Consider the following 22,054-nt stretch of genomic DNA (forward strand, 5'->3'; position numbering starts at 1 on the left):
CAATTTAAAACGACAGCTAATTTATATGAGTTGATTGATACCAAAGTAAATAAACTCATTTATTTTGTATGAGGTGATACTTACATAAGCATCACCTCATACAAACATAGTGCTAACGTTTTCTTAATTCAAATAAATCAGTTCGTCTATCTTTTAGATTTTTCACACTACCAAACTGATGCAACTCTTTTAATAAGTAAAGATCGACATCCGCAATCAATATCATTTCAGTATTAGGTGTTGCTTCAGCTTTAACGCCATTAGCAGGGAAAGCAAAATCACAAGGTGTAAATACAGCAGACTGTGCATATTGTATGTCCATATTATGCACTTTAGGTAAGTTACCTACCCCACCTGCAATAGCCACATAACATTCATTTTCAATAGCTCGAGCTTGTGAACAAGCCCTTACACGTGAATAGCCGTTTTGTGTATCAGTTAAGAACGGCACAAATAAAATATCCATACCATCATCGGCTAAAATTCGGCTTAACTCAGGAAACTCTGAGTCATAACAGACCAATACACCAATTTTTCCACAGTCAGTGTCAAAAGCTTTAAGCTGAGTCCCACCTTCCATTCCCCACACTTTAACTTCATCGGGTGTTACATGGAGTTTTTCAAAGCGCTCTTTAGTGCCATCTCTGCGACATAAATAACCAACGTTATACAGTCGATCATCAACAATTTCAGGCATGCTACCTGTAATAATATTAATATTGTAACTGATCGCCAAATCGGTAAATTTCTGTACGATTGTTTCTGTATGTTTCGCTAATTCACGAATCGCCTGAGGTTCACTGATATGGTTATTTTCAGCCATTAATGGTGCATTAAAAAATTCAGGAAATAATGCAAAATCAGAACGATAACCAGCGACAGCATCAACGAAATACTCAACTTGTTCCATTAACTCATCAAGATTTTTATATGAACGCATTTGCCATTGTATTAGACCAAGACGTACTAATTTCTTAGTAGGAACCGTTTCTTTATTTGGCTTTTCATAATAAATATTACTCCACTTCAACAATACTGCGTAATCATTAGAGCCATTATCACCTTCAAGGTAACCCTTTAAAATTCTCGCAGGATGAAAATCATTAGAAATTTGAAAGTTTAAAACTGGATCGTGGATCTCTTTGCGTTTTACTTTTTCAATGTATTCTTTAGGCGAGATTTTATCGGCATATTTATGATAATTTGGAATACGCCCACCGAAAGTAATGCCTTTTAAGTTTAATCTTTCACACAACTCTTTACGGTAATCGTAAAGACGTCGTCCAAGTCTTAAACCGCGAAACTCTGCTTTAATGAAAACATCAATACCGTATAACGTATCGCCATAAGATGTATGCGTATTGAAAGTATCATTACCAGTAATTTCGTTATAAGTATGCGCTTCTTCAAAGGCATCGTAATCAACTCTAATAGACAAGGCACAACCAGCAATATGGTCGTTAACCTTAATAACGATTTGTCCTTCGGGAAACTTATTAATCAAGGTTTCAATCTGATGCTCTTCCCAGTATGGGTCAGCAAGACTAGTATAAGCGTCAATCATGGCCGCTTTCAGTTCTTGATAGTCATCAAGACTTAAAAATGATAATTCTACATTCTCTATGTTTTGCATTAAAAAAACCTACAGTGAGTATAAAGGTCTGAGTATATTTTAGTTTTTCATTTGTTTACAGAGAATAACAATATAAAAAATAAGAACAGTATGATCTGTATATACGATCAAATATAAAGTCATTAGAAATTATTATTCTTTGCTACAAAACCTTAATACTCTGCTCTTTTACAGTGCATGTTTTGCACTAAGAAAGAAAAAATAGCGTTAAAAATTTATCTAACACTTCATGAAAAAAAATAACCTACTGTTTTATATGAAACTTTATCCACTTAAAAATATGGCACGTTCGTTGCAAAAATAACAAATAAAGTTTCGATCGTTTCACTTAGCGTTATAAAAATATATAATCTCAAACATTAACCAGCTTTTGACTAATAAATATTTACCTAAATCACTTATTAGAAATAGGTTAAGACTTAAATCACTCTCTCTGAAACAAAAGTACAGTAAATTTTCTAAGTTATTTGAAATAATATAAAAAATAAAAGGACAATCAGTGAAAGGAAAAGGAATGGAAAATGACACACAATAGCCACTCATTAATCGATAGAATAAACCATCATTACTCTGAATTAACAGCGAATAGTCGTCGCTTAGCTGACTATTTACTGCTTAATCCAGAGAAAATTCTGATCATGTCAACCAATGACATAGCTGAAGAGTGTGCAGTTTCTAAAACCAGTGTTAGTCGTTTTATTCGCCGTTTAGGTTATGCAGATCATCTGTCATTGCGTAATGAGCTCTTACAAGTCCGGGAAAGCGGTGAACCCGTATTAACCAAGACATTGGAAAATTGTGATTTTCATCAAGAGATCCAAGCACTAGAGCTTTTACGTGAACAAATCAACAATACCGATCTCGAGCCTCTTATACACAATCTTGCTAATGCACCACGCATTAAAATTATCGGTTACCGCAACAGTTACCCATTAGCGATGCATTTTCGACAACAATTAATGCAATGTCGTGGCAACGTAGAATTACTGCCTTTACCCGGACAAACGATAGGGGAAGATTTAGCCGCGATTGAAGAAACTGACTTTGTGATTGTGATAGGCATCCGTCGACGAGTTAATCACTTTTCTAACATGCTAGAACAATTACAGGATAACAAAACATTATTGATCACTGATCAATCGGGGCAAAAATATGCATCGAGAGCGAGTCATCTATTGATATGCCACATGAATAATGAAACACCACTCGATAGTTATTCAGTACCAATGAGCTTAATTTCTCACTTGGTTAATAATACTTATCAATTACTAAAAGGGAATGCCACCAAAGTTAGCAGCAAAATAAGTGTCAACTACTCAAAACTCAATGAATTAGAGTAGTTAACTGAATAATCAAACGGATCGAAAGAGTATATAAATAGATGATAAATATTATAAGTAAGCTTAAAAAAGAATGGTTTTTAGTGGGCATGGTCGTGGCAATTGCATTAGCAGCCATTAGTGCCGATGTAGGTAAAAGCGGTGGTTTAATTCATCTTGATAAAATCACTGGTATTGGAGTCGCCATTGTATTTTTCCTGCATGGTTTAGGGCTATCACCATCAGCCATTAAAGCAGGTATTAGTAACTGGCGCATGCATATTTATATCCAGCTAGCGACCTTCGTTGCTTACCCATTACTTTGGGTTATTTTTGGGGATGTTTTCTTAGCTTATATGCCAGCTGCTTTAGCCTTTGGTTTTTGTTATCTATTTGTTTTGCCAAGTACGATTTCATCTTCAGTAGCAATGACCAGTGTCGGTAAAGGTAATGTACCTGGCGCTATCTTTAATGCATCGCTTTCAAGCATTTTAGGAATTTTTATTACACCATTATTAATCCAAGCATTTATGGGATTTGAAGGTGTAGAGCTAGACTTAATGGCATCAATCATTTCTATTTCAAAATTATTATTATTACCAATGATTCTTGGTCAATTAGCACGTCCATTATTATTAAAATTTGCACAAAAACATAAATCGGTGGTCAGTAAAGTTGATAAATATGTCATCTTATTAATTGTTTATAACGCTTTTTGTGACTCTGTAGCAAACGGTATATGGAGCACATTCACAATAGAAATGCTGATTACCTCAATCGTTATTTGTATCGTAGTGCTGTTATGTATGGTGCACCTTATTCAATGGGGAGCACGCCGCAGTAAATTCGAACGAGCTGATGAAGTCGCTGTTGTTTTCTGTGCAACTAAAAAAACCCTTGCTGCTGGTATTCCAATGGCCACTGTTATTTTTGGTAGTAACCCAGATCTTGGGATGATCTTGTTACCTATCATGTTGTATCACCCAATTCAGATATTCTATTGTGCAATATTAGCTAGCCGCTATGCAGCACAAAGCGAACAAACGAAACCAGCTTCAAGTAACTAGTTATTTAGATACACTAAATATTAACAACATTATATAAAAGGAACTTTAAATATGAATGAAACAACAACTAAAGACACTCGTGTTTATTGCATCCAAGGCCCAAGCAACTTAACTGCAACGGCTGAAGGCGTGCTTAGTGAATTAACATTTGTATTTAAAGACTTATTTGATGTGAAAGGTTATACCACAGGAGCAGGTAACCCAGCTTGGTTAACAAGCCATGAGCCAGCACAACAAACGGCTAGCCTAATTAAAAAACTACTAGGCCAAGGCGCTAATTGTGTAGGACGTGTACAAACTGATGAATTAGCTTATAGCTTAAATGGTCAAAATATTCATTACGGTACGCCAGTGAACCCTCTTGCACCTGGTTGTTTACCCGGCGGTTCTTCAAGTGGTAGCGCAGTTGCTGTTGCTAACGGTGAAGCAGACTTCTCAATTGGAACTGATACCGGAGGTTCGGTACGTGTTCCAGCAAGCTATTGTGGTTTATTTGGCTTGCGCCCGACACTGGGAAAATTAGCCTTAGACAATACTTTTGAGCTTGCCAAAAGCTTTGATACCGCAGGTGTTTTTAGCAAAGACTTAACCATGTTATCCACTGTGTTTAATGTATTGGTAGAGCAAAAACAACTAGGGCAAAAAGCGACAACACTTTACCTTGATAGCACCTTAGCAAATCAACTTAGCCCACAAAGATTAAGTGGGCTCAAGCATTGGTGTGTAGAAGCGAATATCGAATTATTAAGCTGTAACCTATTAGCCGATACAGAACAAACTCTTGATGGCTTAAGTTTATTATTCCGCACTATCCAAGGCTTTGAAATTATTGAAGGGCATGACGCTTGGTTAACAGAGCATGGCGATTCATTAGATCCCTCTATTATGCAACGTGTCATTTGGGCACGCACTATTACTCAACAACAATATATTGAAGCGAAAGAACAACAACATACATTCCAACAAAAGCTCTTGTCTCTATTTGATGAGATGCACGGATTATGGATATTACCGACGACACCCGGTGGTCCACCAGCACTGACAATGGCAGGTGATGAATTAGCTGAATATCGTTCACAGTTAATGGGATTAACCAGCATTGCTGGTTTAGCAGGTTTCCCACAATTACACCTACCGATGCAAGGTCTAACGGAAGGTCCTTGTGGTTTCTCGTTAATGAGTATTGCAGATAAAGAAGCTGACTTGATCGAAACGGGTTTTAGCTTATGGCAAGGAGAATAACAAAATGGCATTTCAAACCTCATTTACCGCACCTCATTATAAAGCAGCGCAAGCTGGGCAAGCAATATTAGACGCAGGCGGGACCGCTAGTGAAGCAATGGTTGCAGCTGCGGCAATGGTAACCGTGCAATATCCACACATGAACAGTATTGGTGGTGATGGATTCTGGCTCATTTGTAAAGCAGGTGAAAAACCAATCGCGATTGATGCTTGTGGCGCAGCGGCACTGAATATAGATGTTGAAAGCTATCGCCAACAAGCGGATGAGCTACCAGAAAGTGGCGGTAATGCAGCATTAACCATGGCAGGTACCATTGCGGGATGGCAACAAGCGTTAACGTTAAATACAGGTAATCACACATTAAACGCACTACTTAAACCCGCTATTGATGCCGCTGAACAAGGTATTGAGATAACGCAAAGTCTAGTCGATGCCAGCGAAAAGACCTTCTCTCGTTTAAGCCATTTAAGTGCTTTTTCAGAACGTTTTTTGAATCAAGGTGAAGTACTAAAAGTAGATGATAAGCTGACTAACCAACCGTTAGCAGAGACCTTTAAACACTTGGCAAAAGCAGGTTTAGATGATTTCTATCGTGGTGAACTGGCACAGCAAATGGCAGATCAACTTGCTGAAGCAGGCAGCCCATTAACCTTAGACGATTTTCATCAATACCAAGCAACAGTATCAACACCCTTGACCGTCGATATTTCAAAAGGCAGTTTGTATAACCTAGACGCCCCTACCCAAGGCTTAGCTTCGTTATTAATCTTAGCGATTTACGATCGTCTCGTTGATCAAGTCACTTCTGAGGTTGAGCATATTCATCTATTGGTAGAAGCCAGTAAACAAGCCTTTATCATTCGTGACCAACAAATTACAGATCCCGCTTGTTTACAAAAACCTTTGCAAGAGTGGTTAAGTGAAGATGTTATTGCACAATGTGCGGCCAACATCTCTTTTGAAAAAGCATTACCTTGGCCACATTTAGCTAAACCAGGCGATACAGTGTGGATGGGAGCAACGGATCAATACGGCACCATGGTCAGTTTCATACAAAGTATTTACTGGGAATTTGGGTCCGGTGTTGTGCTACCGACGAGTGGCATTACTTGGAACATTCGCGGAAAAAGCTTCACGCTAGATGCTAACCACCACAATGTACTGGCCGCAGGTAAAAAACCATTCCATACCCTAAATCCTGCTTATGCTGAATTTAATGATGGTAGTCGCATGGTTTACGGTTCAATGGGTGGCGAAGGTCAACCACAAACTCAAGCCTGCTTATTTAGCCGTTATATCTATCAAGATATGAGTTTAACAGATGCAGTGGCTTCTCCACGTTGGCTATTAGGCCGAACATGGGGTGACAGCACCAATAACTTACGTTTAGAAAATCAACTTTATCAACAACATGGCGCAACACTTCAAGCGCTTGGCCACGACATTACAACAGTGGCAGATAACAATGAATTAATGGGGCACGCTGGTGCCATTATGCTCGGCCAAGACGGGAAAGTAATCGCAACTAGCGATCCTCGTAGTGATGGGCAAAGTTTACTCGGAGAAAACAATGACAACTAATACTTTATTTGAAACGCTTAACCCACCTGTTCGTCTATTAATGGGACCAGGCCCAATCAACGCATACCCACGTGTGCATCAAGCGATTTCTTCAGCTTTAATCGGTCAGTACGATCCAGTAATGACAGGTTACATGAACCAAGTTCAATCACTTTATCGCGGCGTGCTTGAGACGAACAATAAACAAACTATGTTGGTTGATGGCACTGCACGAGCAGGCATCGAGGCAGTATTAGTTTCAATTCTACAACCAGGCGATAAAGTGTTAATCCCAGTGATTGGACGCTTTGGTCACTTGTTATGTGAAATTGCACAACGTGTTGGTGCCGTGGTTAAAACCATTGATATCGAATGGGGTGAAGTTTGCCCGCCAGAGTTAGTAGAAAAAGCGATCAAAGAGTTCCAACCAAAACTATTAGCTACGGTACAAGGTGATACTTCGACCACCATGAACCAACCTCTTGCTGAAATAGGCGAAATTTGTCAACGTCACGGCGTTTTATTCTACTGTGATGCAACCGCTTCTATAGCTGGCAACGAATTAAAAATGGATGAATGGCACTTAGATGCGGTTTCTGTTGGATTACAAAAATGTCTAGGTGGCCCATCAGGTAGTGCGCCAATCAGCTTAAGCGATCAATGTGCAGAAGTGATTAACCGCCGTAAACATGTCGAAGCAGGCATTAAAGCAGAACATCATACAGCGGGTGCCGATATAAGAATCCAATCTAACTATTTTGATTTAGCAATGGTCATGGATTACTGGGGCCCAGAGCGTTTAAACCACCACACTGAAGCGACTAGCATGTTATATGCAGCACGTGAATGTGCTCGTATTTATCTTGAAGAAGGCAGCGAAAATGTAATTGCTCGCCATAAACAAGCTGGTGATGCGATGGCAATGGGCTTAAAAGCAATGGGTTTAAAACTATTCGGTAATCAACAATACAAAATGAATAACGTGGTTGGCGTGTATATCCCAGATGAAGTCGATGGCGATAAAGTGCGTGAAGAATTACTGCTTTGTTTTGGTATTGAGATCGGTACTTCGTTCGGCCCATTACACGGTAAAATTTGGCGTATTGGCACAATGGGCTTTAACGCACGACAAGAATGTGTGTTAACAACCTTAGCGGCACTTGAATCTGTTCTATTGAAATACAAAGCACATATTCAACCGGGTCAAGCAGTGACTACTGCAATGCAGTATTACACTGTTTAAAAGGAGAATTCATGCCACAAAATAGTAATGAAGCAGCCACTAAAATTATGCAGTGGGCAGATCACCTCGCTACTTTCACGGCAATGGAAGGCGGTCTACTTCGCGCTTATTTAACACCTGAGCATAAATTAGCGCACCAACAAATTGAAGAGTGGATGCAACAAGCTGGACTACAAACGTGGGAAGACAGCGTAGGTAATCAATGGGGCCGAAAAGTATCATCCAACCCAACATTACCGACACTGTTAATCGGCTCTCACAGCGATACCGTAGCAAATGCAGGTAAGTATGACGGTAACTTAGGGGTATTATTAGCGATTGAAGCGATGTTTCAATTAGTTGGTGAAGAACTGCCCTTCCATGTCGATATCGTGGCTTTTGCCGACGAAGAAGGAACGCGCTTTAACACCACATTAATTGGCTCAAGTGCAGTGGCAGGTTGCTTTCAACAAGACTGGTTAGCGATACAAGATAGCCAAGGTATTAGCATGGCCCAAGCGATGCGTGACTTTGGTTTAGATCCAGCGTTAGCAGGTCAAGATCAAAAAACCAAAGAAGATACCCTAGCCTATTTAGAAGTGCATATTGAACAAGGCCCAGTATTAGAAGATCTCGACTTAGCAGTCGGTGTCGTCACCGGTATTGCTGGCGCAAAACGCTATCAATTTAAGCTTAAAGGAATGGCAGGCCACGCAGGGACAGTGCCTTTAGCTTTGCGACGAGATGCGATGTCTGGTGCAGCACAAATGATCAGTGCTATCGAAAAATTTGCCTTTGAACATCAAATTGTAGCAACGGTTGGCCGTTGTGATGTTTTCCCTGGTGCAGTGAATGTCATCGCAGGTGAAGTTCATTTCACAGTGGATATTCGCAGTCAATCTCAATCAACATTAGAAAACTGCTGCAAACTACTATTACAGCAATTAAGCGATATCGCTGAAGCGCGTCAACTAACCTTACAGCATGAAAAGCTGTATCAAGCTGAAGCGGTTTTATGTAGTGATGATTTACAACAGAAATGGGGTGAAGTGGTTGAGCAACATACTCAAAAAGAGCCGTGTTTTCTATCTAGTGGCGCAGGACATGATGCGATGGTCATGACCAATATTACTGATATCGGCATGTTATTTGTTCGCTGTGAAAAAGGCATCAGCCATAACCCAAGAGAACAAGTGATTGAGTCTGACGTTGCCGTTGCTTTGGACTGTTTAACTGACATGATCAGAAAGCTAGCAGTATAAAAAAGCATTACAATAGTCAGTAAATGTGCTTGAAAATAGCTTTTAAAATAACGTTCAAAAAAACTGACAAAAACGGCGCTTAAATAATGTATTTAAGCGCCGTTTTTATGTGAGTACACCAAACAAAAAGCTATTTGAATTAATTAAAAATCACTCCGAGTAAGGATGATTTTCTATCCAATGTTTTGCAATCTCATCTCGGCGTGCAATCCATACATCATCATGTGACTGTACGTAATCTAAGAACTTTTTAAGCGCCATAAAACGACTTGGTTTGCCAATAACACGGCAATGTAAACCAATTGACATCATTTTAGGTTTGTCACTTCCTTCAGTATAAAGACAGTCGAAACTGTCTTTTAAATACTGGAAAAATTCATCGCCATGGCTGAAACCATAAGGTGATGAAAAGCGCATGTCGTTATTATCTAGCGTGTAAGGAATGACTAAATGCGGACGCATATCTTCGCCATCTTCACAGCTTGGTACTTGTGACCAAAAAGGTAAATCATCGCCGTAATAATCTGAATCGTAAGTTAAACCGCGCTGCTCTCCAACCAATGTTCGTGTATTAGGAGAATCGCGACCTGTATACCAACCTGTTGGACGAGTACCCGTTAGTTTTTCAATAATATCTAACGCCTGATGCATGTGCTCACGCTCTTCTTCAATTGGCATATGCTGATAATGGATCCACTTTAAACCATGACAAGCAATTTCATGACCGTCTTCAATAATTGCTTTAGTGACTTCAGGGTTACGCTCTAAAGCAGTGGCAATGCCAAAAACAGTTAATGGTAAGCCACGTAATTTAAACTCATTAAGAATACGCCACACACCTGCTCTTGAGCCATATTCATATAATGACTCCATACTCATATGTCGTTCAGGGTAAGCTTCTGCTCCCGCTATTTCAGATAAAAATGTTTCTGAATGTGCATCACCATGTAAAACACAATTCTCTCCACCCTCTTCATAATTCAGTACAAACTGAACGGCTATTTTTGCTTTATTAGGCCAGTTAGCATCGGGTACATTATCGCGACCATAACCAATATAATCACGTGGGTTATCACTATTCATTGTTAACTATCCTTATTTACTTTTTGATTAGTTTGCTTTTTAATTAATTACTCTATTATTAATTATCAGCTTTTATTATTTTTTACTGTTATCCCAGTGCTGATAACGACCATGAAATGCTTTGTTAAATGGCAAACCGTATTGACCTATTTTGGATGTTTTCAGACTAAGTTGATGCAAAGACTCAGCAAGCTTTACAGCCGCTGATACACCATCAATAACAGGCACTTGTAGCTCTTCAGCCAGTCTTACGGCTAAATCAGACATGCCAGAACAACCTAATACAATCGCTTCTGCACCATCAATTTTAATCGATTTTTCACATTTACTTTTAAGCTCAAGATAAATATCCTCGCTTGTATCCTCAAGGTCAAGTACTCCGATATCAGTGGCACACTTCACACTCAAAACGACGATTAACTGAATGTTAATCAGTCTAAAAAGTGATCTCTGTATTGGGAAACAGTAATAAGTTGCATAGATTATTCTCTTATATTTATATATAACAATTAACATAAATTTTTATATATAAATACTTTAAATATATTTCAAAGAACCATTCATAGATCCCATTTATTGCGCACTTAAAGTGCGGTTACTGCACCAATAAAGCATTAATATAAACTAAAACTCATTAAAATAAATTTAAAAATATTAATAAACTACTGTTTTTAATGAATATTTATTGTTCTTTATTAAATGGCACGATCGTTGCAAAAATAATACAAATAGCCGCAATCGTTTCACTTAATTAATAAGGAAATACACATGAGTGATGAATCTGAGTTAATCTATAAACTTGATGATAACCCATCGAACAAAGAGTCATTTTTTGCTGCGATACAACATGTATTAGCGAGCTTTATTGGTGTCATTACACCAACACTTATTATTGGTGGTGTGCTTGGCTTAGGCGATGAAATTCCTTATTTGATATCGATGGCACTGATGGTGTCTGGTGTGGGCACTATTATTCAAGCTAAAAAGCCAATGGGAATTGGCGCAGGTATGATCTGTGTTCAAGGCACTAGTTTTGCGTTTTTAAGTTCAGTATTAGCAGCAGGATTTATTGCAAAAGCAAATGGCGGTGGTCCCGATGAAATCCTATCACTTATCTTTGGTGTTTGTGTGCTAGGCGCTTTTGTTGAGATTTTTGTTAGTCAGTTTGTAGATAAATTAAAACGCGTTATTACACCAGTAGTGACGGGCACGGTAATTACAATTATCGGTATTAGTTTAATCAAAGTAGGCTTTACTGATTTAGCTGGCGGCCAATGGTTATTAACCAATAAACCAGAGCTTTTTGCGAGTTTTGATAACCTCTTTTTAGGTGCATTAGTAATGGTTAGTATTATCACTGCGCACAAGTATGGTAATCAATGGGTACGCTTATCTTCAATTATCATAGGAATGATTGTTGGTATGATAGCAGCAATGATGATGGGTAAAGTTAACTTCAGTGCTATTACGCATGTTGAATCAGTGATCAGTCTTCCTATTCCATTCAAATATGGTTTTTCATTCGATATCGCTGCTTTTATTCCTATTGCATTAATTTATTTAATTACAGCCATTGAAACATCTGGTGATATCACGGCTAACTGCATGGTATCAAAGCAACCAATCACCGGTAAATCATACATCAACCGTATTAAACAAGGTATTTTAGGCGATGGTGTTAACTCATTAATTGCAGGTGTATTTAATACTTTCCCTAATACGACGTTCAGCCAAAATAACGGGGTAATTCAATTAACCGGTATTGCTAGTCGCTTTATTGGTGTTTGGATTGGCGCTATCTTGATCATCATGGGCTTATTTCCACATATTGGAGCCCTATTTCGTGCGGTACCCAATTCGGTATTAGGTGGCGCAACCATTATTATGTTCGCGACTGTGGCAATAGCAGGCGTGAAAATCCTGACACACGTTGAGTTGAACAGAAAGAATATGTTAACGCTCGCCGTTTCATTCGGTATGGGGCTAGGCGTGCTATTAGTGCCTGAAGTGGTTAATACTATCTCTGTTAATATTGGTGGTGATTTAGGTGCCATTGTAAAAAGTATCTTTGGCTCACCTATTACAGCGAGTGGTTTAAGTGTTATTTTGCTAACACTATTTTTAGGTGATTACCCTGAACAATATAATCCAATTATTCAAGACTTTCCGATTAATGAAGAGATGTCTAAAGAGATTAAAAACTAAAAAATAAATTTATTGAATTGGTTAGAAAATGAGCCAATTCATCCCCTTTCTCATTATCTAAAAGAGCTGTGTGGCTCAATTGTAGAAACTATCGTTTTAAACGGTTACTCTTCAATTAGTTTTTAGATAGTGTGATAATTGTCTTAGCAATTTAAGCGACGACATTAAACTTAGTGAGTAACATGAATAACTATTGTAAAGCGCTATTACAAATAACTATCAGAAATAACTATCAAAAATAACTATGGCGTTCTCTACAACTTGGCGTATTTTAGTAGATAACTTTTATTAGATAACTTTATTAGATAACTTTAGTAGATAACTTTTAGTAAATAATTTTTATTGTAGAAAACTGATAATAGATAGTGAATTATTTTTACCAACCAACAATACATATATATTAAGGACAATTTATGAAAAAAGTATTAACCACCACTGCGGCTGCAGTATCGATCGCTCTATGTTCACTTGTTGCAAATGCTGCTGATTTCAAACCAGCTGTAGCTTATGATTCAACGGGTAAATTTGATAAATCATTTGGTCAAGCTGTTGCTGAAAATGGTGTTATTAAATTTATGGAGCAATCTGATACGAAAGTGCGTGAATTAGTACCTTCAAGTGATGCTCAACGTGAACAAGGTCTTGAACGTCTAGCACGTAAAGGCTTCAGCCCAATTCTTGTTGTGGGTTTCTTATACGCAACGCCATTACAAAAAATAGCGGCTAAATACCCTGATAGTAACTTCATTATCATTGATGCTGTTGTTGACCTACCAAATGTAAAATCTGTGCTATTTAAAGAGCAAGAAGGTTCATTCCTTGTTGGTGCACTTGCTGCAATGAAATCTGAAACAGCTAAAGTTGGTTTTGTTGGCGGCATGGATATTCCACTGATTCGTCGATTTGCTTGTGGTTATGAGCAAGGCGTAAAATTTGTTAATCAAGATGCTGAAGTATTCCAAAACATGACAGGTTCAACAAACGCGGCATGGTCTGATCCAGCACGTGGCTCAGAATTAGCAAAAAGCCAATTTAGTAAAGGTGCTGATATCGTATTTGCAGCCGCTGGCGGAACAGGCGTTGGTGTTTATCAAGCCGCTGCTGATGAAGGTAAATATGCAATTGGTGTAGACTCTAACCAAAACTACATTCACCCAGGTGTTATGTTAACGTCTATGGTTAAACGTGTTGGCGTCGCGACTGTTGAGGCATTTAACGCAGCTGAAAAAGGTAACTTTACTGCTGGTATCCAAAATCTTGGTCTAAAAGAAAATGGCGTAGATTGGGCATTAGACGAGTTCAACCGAGACTTAATTACGCCTGATATGGAAGGCAAAATTGCTGGTATCAAAGCACAAATAGTATCTGGTGAAATCAAAGTACACGATTACATGAGTGATAATACTTGTAAGTACTAAATCTCCTCGAAAAAATAATTATGCCTCCTTGTTGTGAACTCATTGTTGCCAACAAGGAGGCATTTTTAGCGATCTTTATAAACGGACAGAATAGAGAAACTTAATTTATGTCTCAGCCCCATAATCAACAAAATATTGCCTTAGAGCTCTGTGGTATCGATAAAAAATTCGGTGCGGTACATGCTAACTGTAATATCAACTTAAAGGTACCTGCTGGCACCATTCATGGAATAATTGGTGAAAATGGCGCAGGAAAATCAACCCTAATGAATATCATTTATGGGTTTTATATTGCTGATTCTGGCGATATTAAAATATCAGGTAAAGTACGTAAATTAACCAGTTCTAAAGAAGCAATACGTTATGGCATAGGCATGGTTCATCAACATTTCATGTTAGTTGATAATTTCAGTGTATTAGAAAATGTAATTTTAGGTGCCGAAGAAGGTGCTTTATTAAAGCCTAGTTTAAAAAAAGCACGTACAGAATTAGAACGTTTAGCAAAAGAATACCGATTAGATGTCCCATTAGATGCGTTAATTGAAGATCTTCCAGTGGGCCTACAACAACGTGTAGAAATATTAAAAGCCTTATATCGTGGCGCCAAAATCCTTATTCTTGATGAACCAACCGGTGTGTTAACGCCTCAAGAAACAGATCACCTCTTTAAAATATTTGATGCGCTACGTGATAAAGGCGTCACCATCTTATTAATCACTCATAAATTAAGAGAAATCTTAGCAGCCACTAATAATGTATCCGTGATGCGCCAAGGTGAAATGGTCGCCCATCGCATAACTGCTGAAACCAATAAAGAAGAACTTGCAGAGCTAATGGTTGGGCGTAAAGTCAGACTTAAAGTAGAGAAATCAGTAGCAGCACCTGAAAACGAATTATTATCGACCTCAAAGGTAACTTACACCGATGAAATGGGAGTCGATCGCTTAAAAGACGTTTCTATCTCAATAAAGTCTGGTGAAATCGTTGGTATTGCAGGGGTTTCAGGTAATGGACAGTCAGAACTAATGAGTGTATTAGCTGGACTAATCAAACCGAATTCAGGCCAAGTTAATATCGGACAAACATGTATTGACTCAATGCATCCAAGTTCTGCAGCACAAATGCGAGAACTAGGTGTTGGTCATATCCCAGAAGATCGCCTAGTAATGGGATTAATAAAATCATTTAGTGCAGAAGAGTCGGCTATTTTAGGCTATCAAAACTCGCCAACCTACAATGGCAAACTACTTAATAAACCAAAAGTAATTAACCAAGAATGTGCTCGTTTGATGGAAGAGTGGGATGTACGTCCTCGCGATCCTAAATTACGCAGTTCATTATTCTCCGGCGGCAACCAACAAAAATTAATTATCGGACGAGAAGTCGATAAAAATCCAGATGTATTATTGATTGGTCAACCTACTCGCGGTGTCGATATTGGTGCAATTGAATTAATTCATAAACGCATTATCGAATTACGAGATCAAGGAAAAGGGATCTTACTTGTCTCAGTAGAGTTAGATGAAATCATGGCGTTATCAGATCGTATTATTGTTATGTTTGATGGTCACATCGTTGGTGAAGTGAGTGCAGAGCAAGCAAATGAAAAAATCCTCGGCATGATGATGGCAAATATAATGCCTGATGAACTTTTATCAACAACACAACAAACAACATCTGGAGAGCAAATATGAATGACTCAAAGATTCCAGCATGGGTAAATATTATTGTTCTTCCTTTAATTAATATTCTTTTTGCCTTTGCTTTTTCTGCCATTATTTTTATTGCGGTTGACGTTAACCCAATTGAAGCAGCACAAACAATGATAAATGGTGCCCTAGGTTACCAAGAAGGGATTGGTTACACCTTTTATTATGCAACAAACTTTATTTTTACCGGTCTTGCTGTTGCTGTCGCCTTTTCTGCTGGTTTATTTAACATCGGTGGTGAAGGACAAGCTTATATTGGTGGACTGGGTGTTGGCCTTGTTTGTTTAGGCTTAGACCATACTTTACCGTTCTGGGCTATTTTACCGATCACTATGTTTGCCAGTATGGCATTTGGTGCATTATGGGCTTTTATTCCAGCCTATTTGCAAGCTTATCGCGGTAGTCATATTGTTATTACCACCATCATGTTTAACTTCATTGCCTCTTCATTAATGGTTTATTTAATGGTGAATGTACTTAACCAAAAAGGACAAATGGCCCCCGTATCGCGAGTTTTTGAATCCTCAGCAGTCTTGCCAGGCTTTCATGAAATCGTTGGATGGTTTGGGTTCAGTTTTTCTGAATCACCGATGAATTTAAGTTTTCTTATCGCACTCGTTTGTTGTGTATTAGTTTGGTTATTACTCTGGAGAACACGTTGGGGTTACGCAATACGAGCAATGGGTGCCAGCCCTTCAGCCGCTGAGTACGGTGGTATTAATCGTAAACGTTTAATCATTATTGTGATGCTAATTTCAGGTGCTTTATCAGGTTTATTAAGCCTGAATGAAGTACAAGGATACGGACAACAACTTAAATTAGGTTTTGTTGCAGGTTATGGTTTCACCGGTATTGCGGTTTGTTTAATCGGACGAAATCATCCTTTTGGTATTATTCTAGCGAGTGTTTTATTTGGTATTCTTTATCAAGGCGGTGCTGAACTTTCTTTTGATTTTCCAAATATTGACCGTGAAATGATTCAAGTAGTACAGGCACTAGTTGTTTTATTTAGTGGTGCCCTTTCGTTAATGTTAGTAAGACCAACAGAGCGATTATTTGTATACCTTGATGCCAAAAAACAATCTAAAAATCAACTAGCAGCGGAGGTTTAAATTATGTATGAAAGTATCATTTTAATACTCGATGCGACCTTAAGGGTAGCTGCCCCACTTATTCTTGCTGCGTTAGCTGGTTTATTTTCGGAGCGTTCAGGCATTGTAAATATTGCCCTTGAGGGAAAGATATTAGCTTCAGCATTTGCAGCTGCAGCCACTGCCTCAATAACAGGGTCAGTGACATTAGGATTATTAGCCGCCATGGCGACATCGGTTATGTTAGCAATGCTACATGGTTTTGCATGCATAACGCATCGTGGTGACCAGATAGTCTCAGGTGTTGCTATTAATATGCTTGCAGCCGGGTTAACCGTTACATTAGGTCGTTACTGGTTTGGACTTGGTGGTCAAACACCACCTTTATCTCAAGATGAGCGTTTTACTTCGATTACTTTACCAGGTGCTGACGCTATTGCAGACGTACCAGTAATTGGGTTGCTTTATAGTGAGTTAATATCTGGGCATAACATCCTAGTGTATTTATCTTTATTAATCGTCCCTGTTTGTTGGTGGATCATCTTTAAAACTCGCTTTGGTTTGCGTTTACGTGCAGCAGGTGAAAACCCTCATGCCGTTGATACAGCCGGTATTTCTGTTGCTTGGTTACGTTATCGAGCATTGATTTGTGCAGGGATATTAACAGGCATAGCGGGTGCTTATTTATCCACTGCACATAGTGCTGGGTTTGTGCCCAATATGAGTGCGGGTAAAGGTTATATCGCACTAGCTGCACTTATTTTTGGTAAGTGGAAACCTGTACCAGTATTATGGGGCTGTTTACTATTTGGTTTCTTAGACGCGATGGCAATCCGTCTACAAGGTGCTGAATTACCATTTATTGGTGAAATTCCTGTGCAAGCAATTGAAATATTGCCTTATGTATTGACAGTGTTGTTACTTGCTGGCTTTATTGGCCGTGCAGTAGGACCAAAATCAATCGGTGTGCCTTACGTTAAGTCTCGTTAGGTTTATGCTCTAGATTGCTGTTTTTTAGCAGCAATCTAGATGTATTAACACCTAGGTTGAAGGTAGTTTATCACTCCATTATAAAATGACCTACATTCTACTCATTCACGATCAAATACCTTTTACTGTCTAAAAAAAATCCTTAATTAAAAATAATGTTTTAATTAAGCTGCTTAGTACCAACCACACGAATACCAATCGCAATAAATAGCTTATTTACTTCACTGGTTAAAATAATTTATTGCTTCGTTGTAAATGTCGCAAAGGAGACAACCATTAAAACATTCACCTCTTTTAGTTCATTCTCCGACAGACGATTAACGAAACTAATCTTCGAAAGCCTCAATTTACGCCTTAAACTTGAGTCATTTTTCCTGCACAAAATTTAGATCGCTTATTTAATGTAAACGTCATAATTAAATGATGTCATAGAGAAATAGGCTGAATTAAATTATATTAATCTAAGTCACTTATCTGAAGCATCAGGAGTTGGCTTTATTACTTCTTAGCTCTATAAAGCGAAATTCAACTCGTTATTATAGAGATTCTATTTAGATTGTTTAATCAAGGATGTTAAAACGTTATGCCCAATTTTTTAAAAAAATCACTCCTCACTATCGCACTTTGTAGTCCTTTTATAACGCCGGCAGTATTAGCCACTGATCATGTCGAAACAGCAAACCCTTTACTGTATTCAGTGGCATGGAAACAAACAGCAGCAGAATACCAAGCGCTTTACTATCAAGGATTTAATATCGCTCGTATGCACGTAGAGTTGGCGTTAGCTAAACATAAAAAAGGTGATAAACCACTTGCTATCGTATCTGATTTTGATGACACATTAGTACTGCCTCTTGATTACTGGGCAATGTTAGTCGACAAAAATATCGACTTTTTTGACGATCCGATTTGGGATGAATGGATCCCAAAAAATAAAATGGTCGCATCGCCAGGCTCAAAAGAATTTTTAGCCTTTTGTGCAGAAAATAATGTGGAAATTTTTTATATCACCAGTCGCGAACAAGGCGAAAAAACCTTTGAATATGCACTTGGTAATATCAAGCACTTAGGTTTCCCATTGAAAGATGAAAGCCACCTTACGGTGTTACGTGACACATCAAATAAAGAAACTCGCCAAAATGAAATAATGAAAGATTATGACGTGGCTGTTTTTCTTGGTGATAGCCTAAATGATTTCCGTCGTAAATATTATGTCAAAGGCGATGTTGTAGGACGTAAAGCGAAGATGGAAGAAGACCGTGATTTATACGGCAAGAAATATGTATTGTTCCCTAACCCAACCGATGGTCATTGGATGGCAGGTATTTTTGGTCAATCAGAACCTGAAGCAAACGATGAAAACCGAGAGAAATTAAAACAAGCAGCGGCAGGTAAGCTTTAGCGTTAATTAAGCAGTTTTAAATAAAACTGTTTTGAATAAAAAGCTCTATTAAATCTATTGGGTTAAATAGAGCTTTATTTTTATGAGAATTTTCCGTTATGAAAGGCTATCTTTCCAATCAACTAACGCTTCAATATGAGCAGGACCAATACCGCAACATCCTCCGATAATATTTGCACCGAGGCTATGCCATTTTTTAGCAAATTGTAGATATTCTTCAGGTGATAAATCACGAGAACCTTGAACAGCTTCATTGGCTTTATGAGCAGCTGAAATAGGGACAAAACTATTCGCAAAGGCACCAATGTTTATCTGCTGGTTGTTATTTTCTCTATTCGCTTTGTTCAGATTTCGCTCTGATAATACCTTATTAGTATCACGTATCGCTCGCTCAATGACTTCGGGAATAGAACAGTTAAAGAAAATACCATCAAGGTTACCTTCTCGCAAAATAGCTTTAATAGCCGTTGTTACCAATTCACCAGAACGTAACCGAGCAGATTCACCTACTTCATCACTCAATGTAAATGCATAATGGCAAGGCTTTGTTGAATCTTTAAGTACATTAACCATGACCAAGGCTTCTTCAATGCTAGAAATAGTTTCAGCAAACCATAAGTCGACGTGTTGATCTTGTGCATTAAATAAAGTGCTTAATATTTCAAAAGCACGTTTTCTCTCAAATAAGTCAGGGCGATAAGATCCAAAAGCAGGCGGTAACGACCCAGCGACTAAAACGTCTCTTTTCGACGATTTAACAACATCTTTCGCAATAACGGCAGCTTGCTCAGCTAATGCATGACCTTGTTGTTGATAAAGCACCTCACCAAGATGAAATGGCACACAAGCATAGCTATTAGCAATAATAATCTCTGCACCTGCATCAATGAATCCTTGATGAGCTTGAGTCACATAATGTGGCGCCTCTATTAATGCTTGTGCACTCCAAAGTGGTTGAGAAAACGGTGCACCAATGCGCTTAAGTTCTCGTCCCATACCACCATCGAGTATTGTTAATTTTTTCATTATGGACTTCTATACGTCTAAATTAATATAGGCTTATTTAAACATATTCCTAGAAAAAACATAATGAAACTTCATCAGGGTAAAGATGAGGAAAATTCAATATATACCCATCACCATTCAAGATATAAAAATCAGCAAGTCGTGAAGTAGGCAAATTATAGGTATGAAGGTAAAGATCTAACGGATTACTTCACGACTTACTTCACGGGTCCGTCAACTCGAACCACATTGTAACGTTCGATAAAACTAGCCATTACCATCAACTGTCGCCTTGTATTGGTGTCCGAGTGAACAACTGAATAATATATCTTGATTGGTAACGGGTGTATGAGATTTTACCTTCTCAGCCTAAGCTTAATTTCTTAGTTTCTTAAAAAGATAAAATGAAGCGGGCGAAGTGAATGTTTTGTAGAATGGATTATCACGAACTGTTTATATATTCACCGATGTAAAAAAGATTCAATAATATTGAAACAAACTCAATATAAAATATCAACACATGAAAATACTTAATCACGCCTAAATATATTTATAGTGACTATAATCATTAGATTACACCTTTAGTTACCTCTCTCATTAGATTACAATGATAATATAAAAAGTTGACTTTTTAGTAAATTATCAAATAAATACAGGTCTATAATACTGGTTAATTAGTTATCTACTAATAGAATTTAATTATCCTAGGATACAAGATGCCTAATGTTCACCCAAAATTAATAGAAGTCGTGATTAATCAAACACCAAGAGCAATGGCTGCTATGTTGGTCGTTTCTTTTGCTTATTTGTTTATATTTATACCATTCATCCCCTTAATTTTTATTTTTACTTGGTTATTATTTCAAATAATATTAGTTGCATACCGTTTACAAAATGTAAAAATGTTTAAAAAACATTTACAAAATAAAGACACAATAAAAATAAATAAAGCGGAAGTTTACTTTATTGTTTTGAATGTATTTCAAGCTGCAATGTGGGCTATTGCCTCACTTTTAGTGTTAGCTTATGCACCTCAGCCATTTGAGTTTGTTATGTTCTTAGTCTCTGTAGGAGTTATTACAGCAGCCACTTTATCCATGTCATCACTCTATAAAGCCTATTTAATCTTTATCTTTAGCCTTATTACACCTCAAATTTTGATCATGCTTTATTATGGAGACGAGCAGCATATTGCATTAGTTATATTCATTATGATCTATATTCCTGCCATTATCTTACTCTCTAAAACAATGTTAAATAATCGAATATCGAGCATTGAGGCACATGAAGCATTAGAGAAAAGTACCGAAAAATTTCGACAATTATCGATAACAGATGCACTCACTAATATTTATAATAGACGTTACTTTTTTGAAATAGCTAAAAATATAATTTTAATCGCCTCTAGAGAACAAAAATGTACTGCTCTTTTAATGCTCGATGTCGATTACTTTAAGCGTATTAATGACACTTTTGGCCATCAAGCAGGCGATTTTGTATTGATAGAGATAGTTAAGTCGATTAAAGATACGATGCGAAGCAGTGATCTTTTTGCACGTGTTGGGGGTGAAGAGTTTGCTATTTTACTTAATAACACATCACTTACTAAAGCAAAGGTTATCGCAGAAAAAATCCGTTCTATGATAGAGAATAAAGAGTTTATTTATAATACTGTTTCTATTAAAACAACCATCAGCATCGGTATATCTGAAGTCAATGAAGGTAACTTTTTACTTGAAAATGTCTATAAAAAAGCAGATACACAACTCTATAAAGCAAAAGAAAATGGTAGAAATAGAGTCTGTCCATAACTAAACACAGGGCGTTATCCCTCCATGTTGTTAT

At 37.8% G+C, this 22,054-nt stretch carries 17 protein-coding genes; 13 read left to right on the forward strand and 4 right to left on the reverse strand.

The features are described 5' to 3' along the window. Positions 1-112 precede the first annotated feature (112 nt). Positions 113-1,633, reverse strand: a complete 1,521-nt coding sequence (locus GQR59_RS15800) for a carbon-nitrogen hydrolase family protein (protein WP_160064294.1) — start codon at positions 1,631-1,633, stop codon at positions 113-115. A 521-nt stretch (positions 1,634-2,154) separates the two neighbouring features. Here GQR59_RS15800 and GQR59_RS15805 point away from each other — a divergent pair. Genes GQR59_RS15805 through GQR59_RS15830 form a run of 6 tightly spaced genes read left to right on the forward strand, consistent with a single transcriptional unit; the run spans position 2,155 to position 9,306 of the window. Then, positions 2,155-2,973: a MurR/RpiR family transcriptional regulator gene (locus GQR59_RS15805; protein ID WP_160064295.1), complete on the forward strand. Its 819-nt coding sequence runs from the start codon at positions 2,155-2,157 to the stop codon at positions 2,971-2,973. Positions 2,974-3,014: 41 nt separating this feature from the next. Beyond that, the gene (locus GQR59_RS15810; protein WP_236546793.1) at positions 3,015-4,019 is read left to right on the forward strand and encodes a bile acid:sodium symporter family protein; all 1,005 of its coding nucleotides are present in this window, start codon (positions 3,015-3,017) and stop codon (positions 4,017-4,019) included. Between the two features lie 51 nt (positions 4,020-4,070). Continuing rightward, on the forward strand, positions 4,071-5,261 hold the full coding sequence (locus GQR59_RS15815; protein ID WP_160064297.1) for an amidase: 1,191 nt from the start codon (positions 4,071-4,073) through the stop codon (positions 5,259-5,261). Positions 5,262-5,265: 4 nt separating this feature from the next. Continuing rightward, complete coding sequence (locus GQR59_RS15820; protein ID WP_160064299.1) at positions 5,266-6,843, forward strand: gamma-glutamyltransferase family protein; 1,578 nt, start codon at positions 5,266-5,268, stop codon at positions 6,841-6,843. Beyond that, positions 6,833-8,065 (forward strand): pyridoxal-phosphate-dependent aminotransferase family protein, encoded by a 1,233-nt coding sequence (locus tag GQR59_RS15825; RefSeq protein ID WP_160064302.1) that lies wholly within the window; start codon positions 6,833-6,835, stop codon positions 8,063-8,065. Before GQR59_RS15820 ends, GQR59_RS15825 begins: the two co-directional genes overlap by 11 nt. Positions 8,066-8,076: 11 nt before the next feature. Beyond that, positions 8,077-9,306, forward strand: coding sequence for an allantoate amidohydrolase (locus tag GQR59_RS15830; protein WP_160064304.1), 1,230 nt, complete (start codon positions 8,077-8,079; stop codon positions 9,304-9,306). A gap of 150 nt (positions 9,307-9,456) precedes the next feature. Here GQR59_RS15830 and puuE read toward each other — a convergent pair whose 3' ends face one another. Both puuE and GQR59_RS15840 read right to left on the reverse strand, forming a co-directional pair. Next, entirely contained in the window at positions 9,457-10,389 is a 933-nt protein-coding gene (gene puuE, locus GQR59_RS15835; RefSeq protein WP_025564340.1) for an allantoinase PuuE, read from the reverse strand. Positions 10,390-10,464: 75 nt separating this feature from the next. Further along, complete coding sequence (locus tag GQR59_RS15840; RefSeq protein ID WP_160064306.1) at positions 10,465-10,791, reverse strand: aspartate/glutamate racemase family protein; 327 nt, start codon at positions 10,789-10,791, stop codon at positions 10,465-10,467. Between the two features lie 366 nt (positions 10,792-11,157). Between GQR59_RS15840 and GQR59_RS15845 the strand changes: the two genes are divergently transcribed. From GQR59_RS15845 to GQR59_RS15870, 6 genes are all read left to right on the forward strand, one after another. Next, positions 11,158-12,594, forward strand: coding sequence for a uracil-xanthine permease family protein (locus tag GQR59_RS15845; RefSeq protein ID WP_160064308.1), 1,437 nt, complete (start codon positions 11,158-11,160; stop codon positions 12,592-12,594). Positions 12,595-13,007: 413 nt separating this feature from the next. Further along, positions 13,008-14,012, forward strand: coding sequence for a BMP family lipoprotein (locus GQR59_RS15850; protein WP_160064310.1), 1,005 nt, complete (start codon positions 13,008-13,010; stop codon positions 14,010-14,012). A gap of 107 nt (positions 14,013-14,119) precedes the next feature. Then, positions 14,120-15,706 carry an ABC transporter ATP-binding protein gene (locus GQR59_RS15855; protein WP_160064312.1) on the forward strand — a complete coding sequence of 529 codons (1,587 nt, stop codon included), beginning with the start codon at positions 14,120-14,122 and terminating at the stop codon, positions 15,704-15,706. After that, the gene (locus GQR59_RS15860; protein WP_160064314.1) at positions 15,703-16,833 is read left to right on the forward strand and encodes an ABC transporter permease; all 1,131 of its coding nucleotides are present in this window, start codon (positions 15,703-15,705) and stop codon (positions 16,831-16,833) included. Before GQR59_RS15855 ends, GQR59_RS15860 begins: the two co-directional genes overlap by 4 nt. Positions 16,834-16,836: 3 nt before the next feature. Continuing rightward, a complete protein-coding gene (locus GQR59_RS15865; RefSeq protein ID WP_160064316.1) occupies positions 16,837-17,802 on the forward strand; it encodes an ABC transporter permease in 966 nt (321 codons plus the stop codon). A 583-nt stretch (positions 17,803-18,385) separates the two neighbouring features. After that, positions 18,386-19,204, forward strand: coding sequence for a 5'-nucleotidase, lipoprotein e(P4) family (locus GQR59_RS15870; protein ID WP_160064318.1), 819 nt, complete (start codon positions 18,386-18,388; stop codon positions 19,202-19,204). A gap of 96 nt (positions 19,205-19,300) precedes the next feature. On the opposite strand, the gene GQR59_RS15875 is transcribed toward GQR59_RS15870, so the two are convergent. Then, the gene (locus GQR59_RS15875) at positions 19,301-20,230 is read right to left on the reverse strand and encodes a homocysteine S-methyltransferase family protein (RefSeq protein WP_160064320.1); all 930 of its coding nucleotides are present in this window, start codon (positions 20,228-20,230) and stop codon (positions 19,301-19,303) included. Positions 20,231-20,925: 695 nt separating this feature from the next. On the opposite strand from GQR59_RS15875, the gene GQR59_RS15880 reads away from it, so the two are divergent. After that, positions 20,926-22,020 (forward strand): GGDEF domain-containing protein, encoded by a 1,095-nt coding sequence (locus GQR59_RS15880; protein ID WP_160064322.1) that lies wholly within the window; start codon positions 20,926-20,928, stop codon positions 22,018-22,020. Positions 22,021-22,054: the final 34 nt, after the last annotated feature.

The organism is Psychromonas sp. L1A2, assembly GCF_009828855.1.
Classification (GTDB): domain Bacteria; phylum Pseudomonadota; class Gammaproteobacteria; order Enterobacterales; family Psychromonadaceae; genus Psychromonas.

Coding starts and splice junctions, on each gene's coding strand:
- GQR59_RS15800 (WP_160064294.1), bottom strand. CDS start 1,633: ATGCAAAACATAGAGAATGTAGAATTATCATTTTTAAGTCTTGATGAC.
- GQR59_RS15805 (WP_160064295.1), top strand. CDS start 2,155: ATGACACACAATAGCCACTCATTAATCGATAGAATAAACCATCATTAC.
- GQR59_RS15810 (WP_236546793.1), top strand. CDS start 3,015: ATGATAAATATTATAAGTAAGCTTAAAAAAGAATGGTTTTTAGTGGGC.
- GQR59_RS15815 (WP_160064297.1), top strand. CDS start 4,071: ATGAATGAAACAACAACTAAAGACACTCGTGTTTATTGCATCCAAGGC.
- GQR59_RS15820 (WP_160064299.1), top strand. CDS start 5,266: ATGGCATTTCAAACCTCATTTACCGCACCTCATTATAAAGCAGCGCAA.
- GQR59_RS15825 (WP_160064302.1), top strand. CDS start 6,833: ATGACAACTAATACTTTATTTGAAACGCTTAACCCACCTGTTCGTCTA.
- GQR59_RS15830 (WP_160064304.1), top strand. CDS start 8,077: ATGCCACAAAATAGTAATGAAGCAGCCACTAAAATTATGCAGTGGGCA.
- puuE (WP_025564340.1), bottom strand. CDS start 10,389: ATGAATAGTGATAACCCACGTGATTATATTGGTTATGGTCGCGATAAT.
- GQR59_RS15845 (WP_160064308.1), top strand. CDS start 11,158: ATGAGTGATGAATCTGAGTTAATCTATAAACTTGATGATAACCCATCG.
- GQR59_RS15850 (WP_160064310.1), top strand. CDS start 13,008: ATGAAAAAAGTATTAACCACCACTGCGGCTGCAGTATCGATCGCTCTA.
- GQR59_RS15855 (WP_160064312.1), top strand. CDS start 14,120: ATGTCTCAGCCCCATAATCAACAAAATATTGCCTTAGAGCTCTGTGGT.
- GQR59_RS15860 (WP_160064314.1), top strand. CDS start 15,703: ATGAATGACTCAAAGATTCCAGCATGGGTAAATATTATTGTTCTTCCT.
- GQR59_RS15865 (WP_160064316.1), top strand. CDS start 16,837: ATGTATGAAAGTATCATTTTAATACTCGATGCGACCTTAAGGGTAGCT.
- GQR59_RS15870 (WP_160064318.1), top strand. CDS start 18,386: ATGCCCAATTTTTTAAAAAAATCACTCCTCACTATCGCACTTTGTAGT.
- GQR59_RS15875 (WP_160064320.1), bottom strand. CDS start 20,230: ATGAAAAAATTAACAATACTCGATGGTGGTATGGGACGAGAACTTAAG.
- GQR59_RS15880 (WP_160064322.1), top strand. CDS start 20,926: ATGCCTAATGTTCACCCAAAATTAATAGAAGTCGTGATTAATCAAACA.